Source organism: Sphaerisporangium flaviroseum (assembly GCF_039537005.1).
GTDB lineage: Bacteria > Actinomycetota > Actinomycetes > Streptosporangiales > Streptosporangiaceae > Sphaerisporangium > Sphaerisporangium flaviroseum.
Genome location: NZ_BAAAZR010000008.1, coordinates 150,018 through 165,511, shown reverse-complemented (window position 1 = coordinate 165,511; position 15,494 = coordinate 150,018). Strand labels below are relative to the sequence as shown.

The following is a 15,494-nucleotide window of genomic DNA, read 5'->3' as shown; positions in this document are numbered from 1 at the left end:
ACACCGTGAGGAACCGCCAGGAGCTGGTCGCGGCCCTGAACCGGGGCGACGCGACCCCGAAGATCATCTACGTCAAGGGCGTCGTCGACGGGAACACCGACGACTCAGGCGCCCCCCTGACCTGCGACGACTACGCGGTGAACGGCTACACCCTCCCGGCCTACCTCGCCGCCTACGACCCGGCGGTGTGGGGCCGTGACACCGAGCCGTCAGGACCGCTGGAGGACGCGCGCGCCGCCTCGGCGGCCAGCCAGACCGCGCACATCAAGCCGAAGGTCGGCTCCAACACCACCATCGTCGGTGTCGGCCACGCGGTGATCAAGGGCATGAACCTTCATGTCGACAAGGCCGACAACGTCATCATCAGGAACATCACGTTCCGGGACGCCTACGACTGCTTCCCCCAGTGGGACCCCACCGACGGCGCCGAGGGCAACTGGAACTCCCTGTACGACAACATCTCCGTCACCGGCTCCACGCACATCTGGGCCGACCACAACAGCTTCGACGACGGCACCAACCCCGACTCCGCGCAGCCGCTGTACTTCGGCCGGCCGTACCAGGTGCACGACGGCGAGCTGGACATCACCAACGGGTCGGACCTGGCCACGGTCTCGTGGAACCGGTTCGCCGACCATGACAAGACCATGCTCATCGGCTCCACCAACAACCCGGCCACCGACTCGGGCAAGCTGAACGTGACCGTGCACCACAACGTGTTCGACACGATCTTGCAGCGGGCGCCGCGCGTGCGGTTCGGCAAGGTGCACGTCTACAACAACTTCTACAACATCCCGGCAGGCACCGGGTACGTCTACAGCCTCGGCGTGGGCGTGGAGTCCAAGATCTACGCCGAGAACAATCACTTCCGGCTGGGCCAGGGCGTCGGCGCGGACCAGATCATCTACAACTGGGGCGGCACCGCCGTCCACGCGACCGGCACGCTGGTGACCACCGGCACCACGACCCGTCAGGTGGACATCCTCGCGGCCCACAACGCCACCCACGACCCCGACCTGTCCGGCGACGTCGGCTGGACGCCGACCCTGCACACCAAGGTGGATCCGGCCGTTCTGGTGCCCGTCAAGGTGCCCCTCCTGGCCGGCGCGGGCCGCCTCCGCTGACCTTCGGCGACCCTCAGGGACCGTCACGCCGGCGCCCGGCGTGACGGTCCGTCTCGCGTCCTGACGGCGGGGTCGCCGTGGCGTCCGCTTCCGTGAAACGGAGGATCGACGGTCAGCTGACCGTGGCCAGCCAGGGCTCGTGGGCACCGGAGAACGGCGGCGCGCCCTGGCCGACCGCGTCCATCAGCCAGGCGGCCGACCGCTCCGCCTGGGTGACGACCTCCCCCGGATAGGAATAACGCACCTGGTGCTCGGCGAACTCGTCCTCGTCGTCGAGCAGGACACGGCCGTCACGCAGGCGGATCACGTCGAGGTCGAGATCGACCATGGTCACCTGGCCGTCCCGCCATCGCGGGACGGTCGTGATGTCGCAGTAGATCGCGACCTTGCTGGGCGTGCCGTTGAAGGTCGCGGTCCACCAGGCCCCACGCGGGAAGAGAATGACGAACGGCTGCGGCCAGATGACCTCGGGCTCGCTGCCCCGCCGGCCGATGGAGCCCGCCGGGCAGCCCGTCCAAATGCCGTGCTCGTCCTCCCCCAGCAGCGCCGCCCCGTGGTGCCAGTGGAGCGAGCCGTCGAACTTGGTGTAGACGACCTCGAGGGCCACGCCGGTGGCGCCCGCCTCGGGGGCCTGGACGCTCACCGGCGGTTCAGCTGGTTTCTCAGGCATGCGGCTCCTCGCGCGTGGCGAACGACACTCCAGCACGGAAACCTACGCCTGCTCACACCTCGACTACCACCGGAATAATCATGGGCCGGCGACGGTAGGTGTCGCTGACCCAGCGGCCGACGATGCGGCGGGTCAGGCGGCGCATCTGCTGGAGATCGGCGACCCCGTCGGCCCCGGCCTCCTGAAGCGCCTTCTCGATGAGCGGGATGACCGCGTCGAACGCCTCGATCTCGATGCCGGACCCGCGCGCGTAGACCTCCGGCCCACCGCTCACCTTGCCCGTCGTGGAGTCGACCACGACGACGACGGAGATGAACCCCTCGTCCCCGAGGATGCGCCGGTCCTTCAGCGCCACGTCGGTGACCGCGCCCACCGAGGAGCCGTCCACGTAGACGTAGCCGCACTGCACCGCGCCGACGATCCTCGCCCGGCCGTCGACCAGGTCGACGACCACGCCGTCCTCGGCGATGACGATGTGATCGTCGGGCACGCCGGTCAGCGCCGCGAGCTTGGCGTGCGCGCGCATGTGGCGCCATTCGCCGTGCACCGGCATGAAGTTGGACGGCTTGGTGAGGTTCAGGACGTACAGCAGCTCGCCCGCGGCCGCGTGGCCGGAGACGTGCACCAGCGCGTTGCCCTTGTGGATCACGCGCGCGCCCCAGCGGGTGAGCCCGTTGATGACCTTGTTGACCGCCGTCTCGTTGCCCGGGACCAGCGAGGACGCCAGCAGGACGGTGTCGCCCTCGGCGACGCGGATCGGATGGTCGCGGTTGGCCATGCGCGACAGCGCCGCCATCGGCTCGCCCTGCGACCCCGTGCAGATCAGCACGACGTCCTCCGGCGGCCACTCCTCGATCTCGCGGGAGTCGACCAGCAGCCCCGGTGGCACCTTGAGGTAGCCGAGCTCCCGCGCGACCGTCATGTTGCGGACCATCGACCGGCCGATGAGCGCGACCTTGCGGCCGTTCTCCTCGGCGGCGTCGAAGACCTGCTGCACCCGGTGCACGTGCGAGGCGAAGCAGGCCACGATGATCCGCTTGGTCGCGCTGCGGAAGACCTCGTCGATGACCGGGCTGATGGTGCGCTCGCTCGGCACGAAGCCGGGCACCTCGGAGTTGGTCGAGTCGGACATCAGCAGGTCGACGCCCTCGGAGCCGAGCCTGGCGAACCCGCCGAGGTCGGTGAGCCGGCCGTCGAGCGGGAGCTGGTCCATCTTGAAGTCGCCGGTGTGCAGCACGATGCCGGCGGGTGTCCTGATCGCGACGGCCAGGGCGTCGGGAATGGAGTGGTTCACCGCGAAGAACTCGCACTCGAACGGCCCGAACCGCTGCCGCTGCCCCTCGGCCACCTCGACCTTCACCGGCTGGATGCGGTGCTCGGTGAGCTTGCTCTCGATCAGCGCCAGCGTCAGCCGCGAACCCACCAGGGGGATGTCGGCACGCTCGCGCAGGAGGTACGGCACGGCGCCGATGTGGTCCTCGTGGGCGTGCGTCAGCACGACCGCCTCGATGTCGCCGAGACGATCTCTGATGTAGTCGAAGTCGGGCAGGATCAGGTCGACGCCCGGCTGGTCGGGCTCTGGGAACAGCACGCCGCAGTCGACGATCAGCAGGCGGCCGTCGAACTCGAAGACCGCCATGTTGCGGCCGATCTCACCGAGCCCGCCCAGTGCGACGATGCGCAGGCCGTTCTCCGGCAGCCCCGGAGGGGGCCCGAGCTCGGGATGCGGATGACTCATGCTCTACCCCCGTCAATGCCGGCCCGCCGCCCACGCACGGCTCCCTCGCCGAGCCGTGCGGCGCGTCGCGGACCGAGATCACTGTGTCTCTCTCTCAAACTCTCTGTTCCTCCCCGCCGTGTTCAGCGCACGGCGACTCGTTCGGATGGTTCTCCGCCGTTCACGTCACACGCGCGGCGGGCAGGCCAATCAATTCTCGCGCGCCTTCCTCGGCGCGCGGCACGTCAGTCGGACAACTTCACGCCGCCCGCGACCAGATCTTCCCTCAGGAGCGCGAGCTGCTCGCGGGTGGCGTCCACCAGGGGAAGGCGCACCGGGCCCACGGGCCGGCCCATCAGGCCGAGAGCCGCCTTGGCCATGATCGCACCCTGGGTGCGGGTCATGATGCCGGTGACGATCGGCAGCAGACGCCGGTGCACGGCACGCGCGCCCTCGACGTGGCCGGAGGAGAACAGGCGGATCATGCCGGCGAGCTCCGCGCCCACCACGTGGCTCACCACGCTGACGAAGCCGGCGGCGCCGACCGAGAGCCAGGGCAGGTTGACCGCGTCGTCGCCGGAGTAGAAGACCAGGTCGGTGGAGGCCATCACGTGGGAACCCGCGAACAGGTCGCTCTTGGCGTCCTTCACCGCGACGATGCGCGGGTGGGCGGCGAGGCGCAGCAACGTCTCGGTGCCGATCGCCATGCCGGTGCGCGTGGGGATGTCGTACAGCATCACCGGCAGGCCGGTCGCGTCGGCCACCGACGTGAAGTGGCGGTACAGGCCTTCGCTCGGAGGCTTGTTGTAATAGGGCGTCACCACGAGGAGGCCGTGTGCCCCCGCACTCTCGGCGGCCTTGGCCAGCTCGATCGAGTGACGGGTGTCGTAGGTGCCCGCTCCGGCCACCACCGTGGCCCGATCGCCGACCGCCTCGATGACGGCCCGGAGTATCCGATCTTTCTCCGCGTCAGTGGTGGTGGCGGACTCTCCTGTCGTGCCGCTCACGACCAGTCCGTCGTTGTTCTGCTCGTCCACGAGGTAGGTGGCCAGGCGCTGCACACCCTCGATGTCGACGGCACCGTCGGCCGTGAACGGCGTGACCATCGCGGTCAGCATGCGACCGAAGGGCGCGTCGGAGGTTCCTATAGGCGATGCCATAGACCGAACGGTACCCGGATCCGGGGAGACGGTGGACCCCGCCACCCCGGTTCGCCACACCAGTGGGCTTGATTATGGTGTGTACCGCTTGCGCGGGAGATGTTGAGACATGGATAGAGGCCGCCGATATGTGCTCGGGGGTACACACATCGACGACCTCTACCCGAGCAATCGGACGCACTTACGGGGGCGTTACACGCTTCTGAGGAGAATTTTCCGATCCCCTGAGCTCCCCGGGTCACCAGAGGTCCACAGCGCCCCCAGCGGCAGGCGCCACCGGCTTGCCGCCAGGCCCTCGGCGCAGGTGGGAGGACCCGCATCTCCTGCTAGGCAGGCGTTCCCGCAGCGTTCGCCACAAGGCGTAGCCACAGAATCGCGTTTGGTAAAGTTGGGACTCCAAATCTTCGTCATTACTCCCAGTTGTCCCGCGATTACGGCAAGATAGGAAAACGATCTCGACGCCCTGAGGGATGGACGGATGACTGGTAACGACCCGGTGTACCTCCGTGTGGTCGAAGAGCTGCGGGCGCAGATAGTCGACGGCACCCTGCCGCCGGGCGCGCCGATCCCGTCTCGCGCCCAGCTCACCCAGCGCTTCCGCGTCGGCGAGACCGCCGCCCGGCACGCACTCCGTGTGCTCGCCGCGGAAGGCCTGATCATCGGCAAGGTCGGCTCGGGGCACTACGTCCGCGAGAAGTCCGTGCTCTACCCCCTGCAGCGATGCCGCTACATCGACCACGACGCCCCCTTCGCCGCCGACATGCAGGCGGGCGGCCACCGCGCCACCTGGGACTGGCGCAGCGAGACGGTCAAGGCCGGACGCGAGATCGCCCGCCGCCTGCGCCTCGACGAGGGCGACCCCGTGACCCGCACCCGCTATGTCTTCCGCACCGAGGGCCGGCCGATGCAGCTCGCCACCTCCTACGAGCCCGCCGATCTCGGCAGGCCGCAGTCCTGCCCCGAGGAGGGCACCAACGGCCGCAAGAGCCTCCTCGCCCGCATGTCCGCCGCCGGTGTCAAGATCACCGATATCCGGGAGAGCGTGCACACCCGGGTGCCGCAGCCGACCGAGAGCGACCTGCTCGACCTGCCCACCGGGGTGCACATCCTCCACGTCGAACGCACCCACTGGTCTGGCGAGCGCCCGGTGGAGACCAGCGACATCGTCGTCCCCGGCGACCGCTTCCGCCTCGTCTACTCCGTTCCCCTCGGCGCCTAGCCCCTCGGCCCGCGGTCACCAGGAGCCCGGCCCGCACCCCGTCATGAGCGGGCGCGCTGGGTCGCGGCGACGCACACCAACACGGCCAGCGCGCCCGCGACCGTGGCGACCTCCAGCCTCTCGTCGAGGAGCAGCCAGGCCCACAGCAGCGAGAGAGGCGGCTGGAGGAGCTGGGTCTGCCCCGCGCGGGCGATGCCCCCCATGGCGAGCCCCGCGTACCACGGGATGAAGCCGAGGAACATCGACACCAGGGAGACGTAGGCGAATCCGGCCACCGCCTCGGCGGTCGGCCGCTGCGCGATCGTCATCGACAGCAGCACCGTCAACGGCACGGCGACGGGCGCGGCGACCACCAGCGCGTAGGAGATGACCCGCCATCCCGGCGTGTGGCGGGCGAGCCGTCCGCCCTCGGTGTACCCCACCGCGGCGCAGACCAGGGCCGCGACCATCAGCAGGTCCGCGACGGCGAGGCTCCCGCCTCCCCTGCTGACCGTGAAGATCGTGACGGATACGGCCCCACCGGTACTGGCCACCCAGAAGGCCGTCCGGGGCCGTTCTCCGGCTCGCAGGACGGCGCAGACGGCCGTGGCGGCCGGGAGCAGCCCGACGACGACCGCCGCGTGCGACACGCTCGCTCCGGCGTTCAGGGCGAGCCCGCTGAACAGCGGGAAGCCGAACACCACGGAAAGCGCGATGACCGCGTACGACTTGAGCTGGGAACGCGGTGGTAGCAGCGGAGCACCGGCCGCCATCAGGCACAGCGCCGCCGCCAGCGCGGCCACCGACGCCCTGCCGATCGCGACCAGGTATGGATCGAAGCCGCGCATCGCGAAAGCCGTGGCCGGAAACGTGCCGGAGAAGGCGAGCACTCCGAGCCCCGCCAGCAAGGTGCCCCGCAATGGGCTTCCAGCCCCGCGGTGAGGCGCTGGACGCTCGGGGGGCACGGCGAGCGCTACTGACGAGGGGACGATAGCGCTATTCTTGGATCTCATGAACGACGATAGCAGTATCGTCCGGGTCGCCGCTCTCCTGCGTGAGGAGACCGGGAGGCTGAGGCCCGGCGACCGCCTCCCGTCCAGCCGCGAGCTGACGCGCCGGCACGGGGTCAGCCCCGTGACCGTCTCCCGTGCGCTGGCCGTTCTCACCGCCGAGGGCAGGGTGGTCACGCGACCGGGGAGCGGCGCCTTCGTCGCCTCCGCGCCCACCGCCCCGGCCGGCGACGCCTCCGACCTCTCCTGGCAGACGGTGTCCCTCGGTGACCGGTGGGTCGACGACTCGACGGTCACCGGGCTGCTCACCTCGCCGCCCGAGGGGGTCATCCCCCTCACCGGCGGCTACCTCCATCCCGGCCTGCGGCCCTCCAAGGCCCTGGCGAACGCCGCCACGCGCGCCGTGCGCCGCCCTGACGCCTGGGCGCTTCCCCCGCTCAACGGCCTCGCCGAGCTGCGGCGCTGGTTCGCCACGGAGGTCGGAGGCGGCGTCACGCTGGCCGACGTCCTGGTCGTCAGCGGCGGGCAGGCGGCGCTGACCCACGCCTTCCGCGCCCTGGCCGGCCCCGGCGCGCCGATGCTGGTGGAGACGCCCACCTATCCGGGCGCGCTGGCCTCCGCCCGTGCCGCCGGCCTGCGCGCGGTGGCCGTGCCCGTCGACCGGGACGGGGTGCGGCCCGAGTTGCTGGCCGAGGCGTTCGCCGTCACGGGGGCGCGGGTCTTCTACTGCCAGCCCACCCTGCACAATCCCACCGGCGCCGTGCTCCCGGCCGAGCGCAGGGAGCAGATCCTCGCCGTCGCCCGCGCGGCAGGCGCCTTCGTGATCGAGGACGACTACGCGCGCTACCTGGCCACCGGCCCCATGCCGCCCTCGCTGATCACCCTGGACACCCACGGCACGGTGGTCCACATCAACTCGCTCAGCAAGGTGACGGCGCCGAGCATGCGGGTGGCCGCGGTGATCGCCCGGGGCCCGGCGGCGCGGCGGCTGCGGGCCGCCCAGCTCGTGGAGTCGTTCTTCGTCGCCCGCCCCCTCCAGGAGACCGCCCTTGAGTTCCTCGGATCGCCCGCCTGGCGCCGTCACCGCACGTCCGTCACCGCGGAGCTGACGGTCCGGCGCGACGCGCTCGCGGCCGCCCTCGCCCGCCACCTTCCGGCCGCGGAGGTGCGGCTCGTGCCCCAAGGCGGGGTCCACCTGTGGGTGCGGCTGCCGCGCGAGGTGGACGAGACGGCGCTGGTCGAGAGCGCACAGCGCGCCGGGGTGCTGGTGAGCCCGGGCACGATCTACCACGCCGCCGAGCCCCCCGCGCCCCACATCCGGGTCACCCACATCGCGGCGGCACACGTCGCCGAGCTGAACGAGGGCGTCCGCCGTCTCGGCGCCTCTCTCGACGCGCAGCTCAGCCGCGGGCACCGGTGAGCGGCTCTACCGGAGGCGACCCTCGGCTGCCTTACAGTGATGACATGTACGGGCCGGCGGAACTGCTCCGCGACTTCGTGAACACCCACGAGATCGAGGGCGACAACGACGAGCTGGCCTCCCCCGCCGAGCTGGCCGTCTGGCTGCGGGAGCACGGGCTGATCTCCGATGCCGACCGCGCCGTCGACGACGACTGGGCTCTGGCCGTCAACCTCCGGCAGGGGCTGCGGTCCGCGCTGCGCCACCACCTCTCCCGCGGCCCGGTGCCGCGGTCCTCGGCGCCCGAGCTGGAAGCGGCGCTCGCGGCGCTGCCGATGCGCGTCACGCTCGCGGACGGGACGCCCCGACCCGAACCACTGGCCACCGGCGCCACCAGGGGCCTCGGGCTCCTGGCGGCGGCCGTCCTGGAAGCCCACGCCGCAGGCGACTGGCCGCGCCTGAAGGTCTGCGCCGAGGACACCTGCCAGTGGGCGTTCATCGACTCCTCCAAGAACCGCTCGCGCTCGTGGTGTTCGATGCGGACCTGCGGGAACCGCACCAAGACCCGCGCCTACCGCGCCAGGCGCCGGCACGACCCCTGAAAGGCTTCGCCACACGGCATCCGCGTCCTTGGCGGCCGAGGAACCCCGATACGGTGTGAGCAGACGAAAGGGGACCGGCCGACATGGCAGACGTGGGGGTACGCGCCGCGCGACGCGAGGACGTCCCGGCGGTGACGGCCACCCAGATCCGGGCATGGAAGAGCGGCTACCGCCATGTCCTGCCCGAAGGGCCGCTGGAGCAGATGACCGGCCCGTCGGCCGAGGAGATGTGGAACCGCCAGTGGGATGAGGCGGTCGTCTCCCCGCCCACGCGGCACCACCGCCTCCTGGTCGCCGTGGAGACCGAGGATCTCCTGACATCCCTCGGTGGCGGCCACGGCGGGCCGGGCGGGCAGCGGGTGGTCGGGGTCGCCTCCCACGCGCCGGCCGAGGACCCCGACCTCGACCCCTCCACCACGGCCGAGCTGCTCACCCTGCTGGTCGATCCCGACCACGTCCGGCGCGGGCACGGCAGCCGCCTGCTCAACGCCACCGTCGACCACCTCCGCGAAGACGGCTTCGCGACCGTGGTGACCTGGGTCTTCGCCGACGACAAGGCGATGCTCGGCTTCCTCACCTCCGCGGGATGGGGGCCCGACGAGGCCGAGCGCATCCTCGACATGGGGCGCCCGGTCCGCATGATCCGCCTCACCACCGACATCAGCTGACCTCACCGCGCTCGGAGAAGCTCCCGCGCCGACGTCACCCCCCTTATCCGGCGCGTCGCGGTGCGGGCGAACCTCCGCCCGGCCCCCGGCACCAGCCATGGGCGGGCCATGAAATACCCTGCATACGCGAATCCCGGGGTCACGTGGACCAGGTTCTCCACGGCCTCACCGGGACCTGACTTCATGGAAAGAAGAGGGGCGACGTTGGCGACACCCGCTCAGTGGCTCGCCGGGGCACGGCCCCGCACCCTTCCGGCGGCGGTGGTCCCCGTCGCCGTGGGCACGGGCGTGGCCGTCGCGTACGGCGGAGCGGTCTGGTGGCGGGCGCTGCTGGCCCTGTTCGTCGCGCTGATCCTCCAGGTGGGGGTCAACTATGCCAACGACTACAGCGACGGCGTGCGCGGCACCGACGAGGACCGTGTCGGCCCGCTGCGGCTCGTCGGCTCCCGCGTGGCCGCTCCACGGTCGGTCCTGCTCGCCGCGCTCGGATGTTTCCTGGCGGCGGCGATCGCGGGCCTGGTCCTGGTCCTGGTGACGCGTGCCTGGTGGCTGCTGCTGGTGGGCGCGCTCGCCATCGCCGCCGCCTGGTTCTACACCGGAGGTTCCCGCCCCTACGGCTACCGTGCCCTCGGGGAGATCTCGGTCTTCGTGTTCTTCGGCCTGGTGGCCGTCACGGGCACGACGTACGTGCAGGTGGAGTCGCTTCCCCTGCTCGCGGTGGCGGCGGCCGTGCCGGTCGGGCTGCTGGCCTGCGCGATGCTCGTCGTGAACAATCTGCGCGACATCGCGACCGACGGCCCGGCGGGCAAGCGCACGCTCGCCGTCGTGCTCGGTGACGCCCGCACCCGGCTGCTGTACGTCGCCTGCCTCCTCACGCCGTTCGCCATCGCGCTGGCGATCGCCCCTGTTCGGCCGTTCGCGCTGCTCGCCGTGCTGGCGCTGCCGCTCGCGCTCGGCCCGTCCAGAGCCGTGCACGGCGGAGCGACGGGCCGCGCCCTGATCACCACACTGCAGCAGACCGGCCGGCTCCAGCTCGCCTTCGGCCTGCTCTTCACGATCGGCCTCGCTCTGTAGGACCATCGGCTCGGAGCGGCCCCGAGAGCCACTCGGAGCGGCCCTGAGAGCCACCGGCTCCGAGCGGGCCTGGAGGCGCCGGGTCGGCCTCAGGCGCCCTGAAAGCCGCTTGGGGCGCTCCGAGAGGGCCCACAGGCCGCCCGGGCGAAGGCTCAGAGGTCGAGGAGGTTCTCCAGGCCGACCGTCAGCCCGGGGAGCTCCCGGACGCGGCGGACGCCGAGCAGCACTCCGGGTGTGAAGGACGAACGGTTCATGGTGTCGTGACGGATCGTCAGGATCTCGCCGTCGCCGCCGAGCAGGACCTCCTGGTGGGCGATCAGGCCCGCCAGGCGCACTCCGTGAACGCGCACCCCGTCGACGTCGGCGCCGCGGGCCCCGTCCAGCTCAGTGCTCGTGGCGTCCGGCATGGCGCCCATGCCCGCCTTGCGCCGCGCCTCGGCCACCAGCTCGGCCGTGCGCCGGGCCGTGCCCGAGGGGGCGTCGGCCTTGTTGGGGTGGTGCAGCTCGATGATCTCGACCGACTCGAAGTAGCGCGCGGCCTGCTGGGCGAAGTGCATCATCAGCACGGCGGCGATGCCGAAGTTGGGGGCGATCAGCGCGTTGACGCCCGGGTTCTCCGACAGCCATCCCCGCACGGTGGCCAGACGGCCGGCGTCGAAGCCGGTGGTGCCGACCACGGGGTGGATGCCGTGCTCCACGCACCACTTCATGTTGTCCATGACCACGTCGGGGTGGGTGAAGTCGACCACCACCTCGGCGGGCGCCAGCGACTCGATGGAGTCGCCGACATCGACGGTCGCCACCAGCTCCATGTCGTCCGCGGCGTGCACTGCCTTGCAGACCTCGACACCGACGCGCCCTCGGGCGCCCAGAACTCCAACCCTGATCACGACGCCCAAGCGTAGCGCGAAGAAGCCCGGACCCTCGCAGGGGTCCGGGCCTCGACCAGGCTCGGCAGGTCGTGTGCCACGCACACGGCCCTCGCCGTCAGGCGATGAAGTTGCTGAAGTCCTTGTCGCCGTACGGCCCGATGACGGCGAGCGTCAAGGGCTGGGAGAGGATCTCCCTGGCCACGGCGTCGACCTCGTCGGGGGTGACGGCGTCGATGCGGGCCAGCACCTCGTCGACGGACATCAGCGTGTCGTAGACCAGCTCGCTCTTGCCGATGCGCGACATGCGCGAGCCGGTGTCCTCAAGGCCGAGCACGAGACCGCCGCGCATCTGGCCCTTGCCGCGCACGATCTCCTCCTCGGTGATGCTCTCGACGACGACCCGCGCGATCTCCTCACGGCAGATCTTCAGCACGTCCTCGATCTTCGCCGGGAGGCACCCGACGTAGACCCCGAACTGGCCGGTGTCGGCGTACTGGGCCGTGTAGCTGTACGCCGAGTAGGCCAGGCCGCGCTTCTCGCGGATCTCCTGGAAGAGCCGCGACGACATGCCGCCGCCGAGGGCCGCGTTGAGCACGCCCAGGGCGAAGCGCCGGTCGTCGGTACGCGAGAACGCGGTGGTGCCGAGGACGAGGTTCGCCTGCTCGGTGGGCCGGTCGACCACGCGCACACCCGAGCGCGGCCCGGCACCGGGGCCGGACAGCCGTGGCGGGATCGGCGTCCCGGAGCCGCTGAGCGCGCCCGCCCGCTGGTAGGCCGAGGCCACCAGCTCCACCACCCGTTCGTGGGTGACGTTGCCGCACACCGAGATCACGGTGTGCGGGGGCAGGTAGTAGCGCTGGTAGTACTCCGCGATGCGCTCACGCGACAGCGCTTTGATCGACTCGACGGATCCGAGAATGGGCCGCCCGATGGGCGTGTCGCCGTACAACTCCATGGAGAACTGCTCGTGCACGACGTCCGAAGGGTCGTCGTCGTGCATGGCGATCTCCTCCAGGATCACGCCGCGCTCGGACTCGACGTCCTCGGCGGCGATCAGGGAGGAGGTCACCACGTCGGCCAGCACGTCGATGGCCAGCGGGAGATCCTCGTCGAGCACCCGCGCGTAGTAGCAGGTGTACTCCTTGGCGGTGAACGCGTTGATCTCACCGCCGATGCCCTCGATCGCCGCGGAGATCTCCAGGGCGTCGCGGGTGGGAGTGCCCTTGAACAGCAGATGTTCGAGGAAGTGGGTGGCCCCCGTGTGCTCGGGGGCCTCGTCACGCGATCCGATACCGACCCACATGCCGACCGCGACGGAACGCACGGTCGGCATGGTCTCGGTCACCACCCGGAGACCACCGGGAAGGACGGTGCGCTGAACGACCCCGACACCGTCCCTGCCGGGGTGCAGAGTGGTGGTCGTCACGAGTTGCGGTCGTCCCGTCCGCCGCGGGTGCGCGACCGGCGCGGCCGGTCACTGCCACCGCGGTCACCGCGGTCACCACGGTCGCTCCGCTCGCCGCGCTCCTCGCGCGGCTCGGAGTCGGCGGCGCTCGGCGCCTCGTCGACGGAACCGCCCTCGTCCTTGGCGGCGGCCTCCTTCTCGATGACCTCGACCGGCACCAGCGACAGCTTGCCGCGCGAGTCGATCTCGGCGATCTCCACCTGCACCTTGTCTCCGACGTTCATGACGTCCTCGACGTTCTCGATGCGCTTGCCGCCGTGCAGCTTGCGGATCTGCGAGACGTGCAGCAGGCCGTCCTTGCCGGGCAGCAGGCTGACGAACGCGCCGAAGGCCGCGATCTTCACGACCGTGCCGAGATAGCGCTCGCCGATCTCCGGCATGTGCGGGTTCGCGATCGAGTTGATCGTGGTCCGCGCGGCCTCGGCCGACGGGCCGTCGGTCGCACCGATGTAGATCGTGCCGTCGTCCTCGATCGTGATCTCGGCGCCGGTGTCGTCCTGGATCTGGTTGATCATCTTGCCCTTCGGGCCGATGACCTCGCCGATCTTGTCGACCGGGACCTTGATCGTGATGATGCGCGGCGCGGTCGGGTTCATCTCCGCCGGGGAGTCGATCGCCTCCTGCATCACATCGAGGATCGCGAGACGGGCGGCCCTGGCCTGCTTGAGCGCGCCGGCCAGCACCGTCGCCGGGATGCCGTCGAGCTTGGTGTCGAGCTGCAGGGCCGTGATGACGTCACGGGTGCCGGCGACCTTGAAGTCCATGTCGCCCATGGCGTCCTCGGCACCGAGGATGTCGGTCAGGGTGACGAACTGGTCGCCCTCGCCGATGAGGCCCATCGCGATGCCCGCGACCATCGCCTTGAGCGGGACACCCGCGTCGAGGAGCGCCATGGTCGAGGCACAGACCGAGCCCATGCTGGTCGAGCCGTTGGAGCTCAGCGCCTCCGACACCTGCCGGATGGCGTACGGGAACTCCTCGCGGGTCGGCAGCACCGGCATGAGCGCCCGCTCGGCGAGCGCGCCGTGGCCGATCTCGCGGCGCTTGGGCGAACCCACGCGGCCGGTCTCACCGGTGGAGTAAGGCGGGAAGTTGTAGTTGTGCATGTAGCGCTTGGTGCGCTCGGGGTTGAGCGTGTCGATCATCTGCTCCATGCGCAGCATGTTCAGCGTGGTGATGCCCAGGATCTGGGTCTCGCCGCGCTCGAACAGCGCCGAGCCGTGCACCCGCGGGACGACCTGGACCTCGGCGCTCAGCTGCCGGATGTCCTTGGTGCCCCGGCCGTCGATGCGGACGCCCTCGCTGATCACGCGCTCACGCATGAGCTTCTTGGTGAGCGCCCGGAACGCCGCGGAGATCTCCTTCTCGCGGCCTTCGAAGTCGGGACCCAGCTTCTCCAGGGCGAGTGCCTTGACCCGGTCGAGCTCGGTTTCGCGCTCCTTCTTGCCGGCGATGGTGAGCGCCGACGCCAGCTCGCTCTTCACCGCACCGGTGACCGCCTCGTAGACGTCCTCCTGGTAGTCGAGGAAGACGGGGAACTGGGCGGTCTCCTTGGCGGCGACCTGAGCGATCTGGTTCTGCGCCTCTACGAGCACCTTGATGAACGGCTTGGACGCCTCGAGGCCCTCGGCCACGGTCTCCTCGGTGGGAGCGACCGCGCCCTCGTTGACCAGCTTGAGGGTGTCGCGGGTTGACTCGGCCTCGACCATCATGATCGCGACATCGCCGTCCGGGAGGACCCGTCCGGCGACGACCATGTCGAAGGTCGCGCCCTCCAGCTCGGAGTGGGTCGGGAACGCCACCCACTGGCCGTTGATCAGAGCGACGCGGACGCCGCCGATCGGGCCGGAGAAGGGCAGGCCGGCGAGCTGCGTCGACAGGCTGGCCGCGTTGATGGCCACCACGTCGTACAGGTGGTCGGGGTTGAGCGCCATGATCGTCGCCACGACCTGGACCTCGTTGCGCAGGCCCTTGACGAAGGACGGACGCAGCGGGCGGTCGATCAGACGGCAGGTGAGGATGGCGTCCTCGGACGGCCGGCCCTCACGACGGAAGAACGAGCCGGGGATCCGGCCCGCCGCGTACATCCGCTCCTCGACGTCCACGGTGAGCGGGAAGAAGTCCAGGCTCTCCTTGGGATGCTTGGACGCGGTGGTGGCGGACAGGACCATCGTGTCGTCGTCCAGATAGACGACGGAACTTCCCGCCGCCTGGCGCGCGAGCCGCCCGGTCTCGAACCGGATGGTACGCGTGCCGAATGAGCCGTTGTCGATAACGGCTTCCGTGCTGTGGACACCCTCCACGGGGGACCTCCTTGTGTCGGTCGCCCGCGTCCGTGCTGTGATCGCACTCGCTCAGGCACTCGCCGGCCGACCGGTGTAGTCGCGGTCGGCTCGCTCGTGCCCGGCTCCGTTATGCCGGCTCCCCGTCATGTGCAGCGCCGGTCTTCGATCGAAGCACCCGGTCTGCACGGCATATGCGCCGTCGACATCCGGAAGCCACTACCGAGGACCGGCCCGCAGGCGTCACGGGAAC

13 protein-coding genes are annotated in these 15,494 nt (G+C 70.6%); 6 read left to right on the top strand and 7 right to left on the bottom strand.

Annotation, left to right across the window (positions count from 1 at the left end; genetic code table 11):
- Positions 1-1,124: pectate lyase family protein (locus tag ABD810_RS17125; RefSeq protein ID WP_344940442.1), on the top strand; the 1,124-nt coding region annotated here is incomplete at its 5' end.
- 112 nt (positions 1,125-1,236) lie between these two features.
- Here ABD810_RS17125 and ABD810_RS17120 read toward each other — a convergent pair.
- The 3 genes from ABD810_RS17120 to dapA all read right to left on the bottom strand — a co-directional run bounded on the left by ABD810_RS17120 (position 1,237) and on the right by dapA (position 4,671).
- Complete coding sequence (locus tag ABD810_RS17120; protein WP_344940439.1) at positions 1,237-1,794, bottom strand: DUF402 domain-containing protein; 558 nt, start codon at positions 1,792-1,794, stop codon at positions 1,237-1,239.
- Positions 1,795-1,846: 52 nt separating this feature from the next.
- Positions 1,847-3,532: a ribonuclease J gene (locus tag ABD810_RS17115; RefSeq protein ID WP_344940437.1), complete on the bottom strand. Its 1,686-nt coding sequence runs from the start codon at positions 3,530-3,532 to the stop codon at positions 1,847-1,849.
- A 224-nt stretch (positions 3,533-3,756) separates the two neighbouring features.
- Positions 3,757-4,671, bottom strand: a complete 915-nt coding sequence (gene dapA, locus ABD810_RS17110) for a 4-hydroxy-tetrahydrodipicolinate synthase (RefSeq protein WP_344940434.1) — start codon at positions 4,669-4,671, stop codon at positions 3,757-3,759.
- 478 nt (positions 4,672-5,149) lie between these two features.
- Here dapA and ABD810_RS17105 point away from each other — a divergent pair, with 478 nt between their 5' ends.
- Positions 5,150-5,890, top strand: coding sequence for a GntR family transcriptional regulator (locus ABD810_RS17105; protein WP_344940431.1), 741 nt, complete (start codon positions 5,150-5,152; stop codon positions 5,888-5,890).
- A 41-nt stretch (positions 5,891-5,931) separates the two neighbouring features.
- Here ABD810_RS17105 and ABD810_RS17100 read toward each other — a convergent pair whose 3' ends face one another.
- Entirely contained in the window at positions 5,932-6,789 is an 858-nt protein-coding gene (locus ABD810_RS17100) for a DMT family transporter (protein WP_344940429.1), read from the bottom strand.
- Positions 6,790-6,880: 91 nt separating this feature from the next.
- Here ABD810_RS17100 and ABD810_RS17095 point away from each other — a divergent pair, with 91 nt between their 5' ends.
- The 4 genes from ABD810_RS17095 to ABD810_RS17080 all read left to right on the top strand — a co-directional run bounded on the left by ABD810_RS17095 (position 6,881) and on the right by ABD810_RS17080 (position 10,622).
- On the top strand, positions 6,881-8,299 hold the full coding sequence (locus ABD810_RS17095; RefSeq protein WP_344940425.1) for an aminotransferase-like domain-containing protein: 1,419 nt from the start codon (positions 6,881-6,883) through the stop codon (positions 8,297-8,299).
- Between the two features lie 44 nt (positions 8,300-8,343).
- A complete protein-coding gene (locus tag ABD810_RS17090; protein WP_344940422.1) occupies positions 8,344-8,880 on the top strand; it encodes a CGNR zinc finger domain-containing protein in 537 nt (178 codons plus the stop codon).
- An 83-nt stretch (positions 8,881-8,963) separates the two neighbouring features.
- On the top strand, positions 8,964-9,548 hold the full coding sequence (locus tag ABD810_RS17085; RefSeq protein ID WP_344940419.1) for a GNAT family N-acetyltransferase: 585 nt from the start codon (positions 8,964-8,966) through the stop codon (positions 9,546-9,548).
- A 204-nt stretch (positions 9,549-9,752) separates the two neighbouring features.
- A complete protein-coding gene (locus ABD810_RS17080) occupies positions 9,753-10,622 on the top strand; it encodes a 1,4-dihydroxy-2-naphthoate polyprenyltransferase (RefSeq protein ID WP_344940416.1) in 870 nt (289 codons plus the stop codon).
- A 152-nt stretch (positions 10,623-10,774) separates the two neighbouring features.
- Here ABD810_RS17080 and dapB read toward each other — a convergent pair whose 3' ends face one another.
- The 3 genes from dapB to ABD810_RS17065 all read right to left on the bottom strand — a co-directional run bounded on the left by dapB (position 10,775) and on the right by ABD810_RS17065 (position 15,262).
- On the bottom strand, positions 10,775-11,512 hold the full coding sequence (dapB, locus tag ABD810_RS17075) for a 4-hydroxy-tetrahydrodipicolinate reductase (RefSeq protein WP_344940413.1): 738 nt from the start codon (positions 11,510-11,512) through the stop codon (positions 10,775-10,777).
- Positions 11,513-11,609: 97 nt separating this feature from the next.
- On the bottom strand, positions 11,610-12,920 hold the full coding sequence (locus tag ABD810_RS17070) for a M16 family metallopeptidase (RefSeq protein WP_344940409.1): 1,311 nt from the start codon (positions 12,918-12,920) through the stop codon (positions 11,610-11,612).
- On the bottom strand, positions 12,917-15,262 hold the full coding sequence (locus tag ABD810_RS17065) for a polyribonucleotide nucleotidyltransferase (protein ID WP_344940406.1): 2,346 nt from the start codon (positions 15,260-15,262) through the stop codon (positions 12,917-12,919). The genes ABD810_RS17070 and ABD810_RS17065 overlap by 4 nt, the downstream gene beginning before the upstream one ends.
- Between the last annotated feature and the right edge of the window lie 232 nt (positions 15,263-15,494).

Excerpts from the sequence above, each read along its gene's own strand:
- ABD810_RS17120 (WP_344940439.1), bottom strand. The coding sequence starts at position 1,794 with ATGCCTGAGAAACCAGCTGAACCGCCGGTGAGCGTCCAGGCCCCCGAG.
- ABD810_RS17115 (WP_344940437.1), bottom strand. The coding sequence starts at position 3,532 with ATGAGTCATCCGCATCCCGAGCTCGGGCCCCCTCCGGGGCTGCCGGAG.
- dapA (WP_344940434.1), bottom strand. The coding sequence starts at position 4,671 with ATGGCATCGCCTATAGGAACCTCCGACGCGCCCTTCGGTCGCATGCTG.
- ABD810_RS17105 (WP_344940431.1), top strand. The coding sequence starts at position 5,150 with ATGACTGGTAACGACCCGGTGTACCTCCGTGTGGTCGAAGAGCTGCGG.
- ABD810_RS17095 (WP_344940425.1), top strand. The coding sequence starts at position 6,881 with ATGAACGACGATAGCAGTATCGTCCGGGTCGCCGCTCTCCTGCGTGAG.
- ABD810_RS17090 (WP_344940422.1), top strand. The coding sequence starts at position 8,344 with ATGTACGGGCCGGCGGAACTGCTCCGCGACTTCGTGAACACCCACGAG.
- ABD810_RS17085 (WP_344940419.1), top strand. The coding sequence starts at position 8,964 with ATGGCAGACGTGGGGGTACGCGCCGCGCGACGCGAGGACGTCCCGGCG.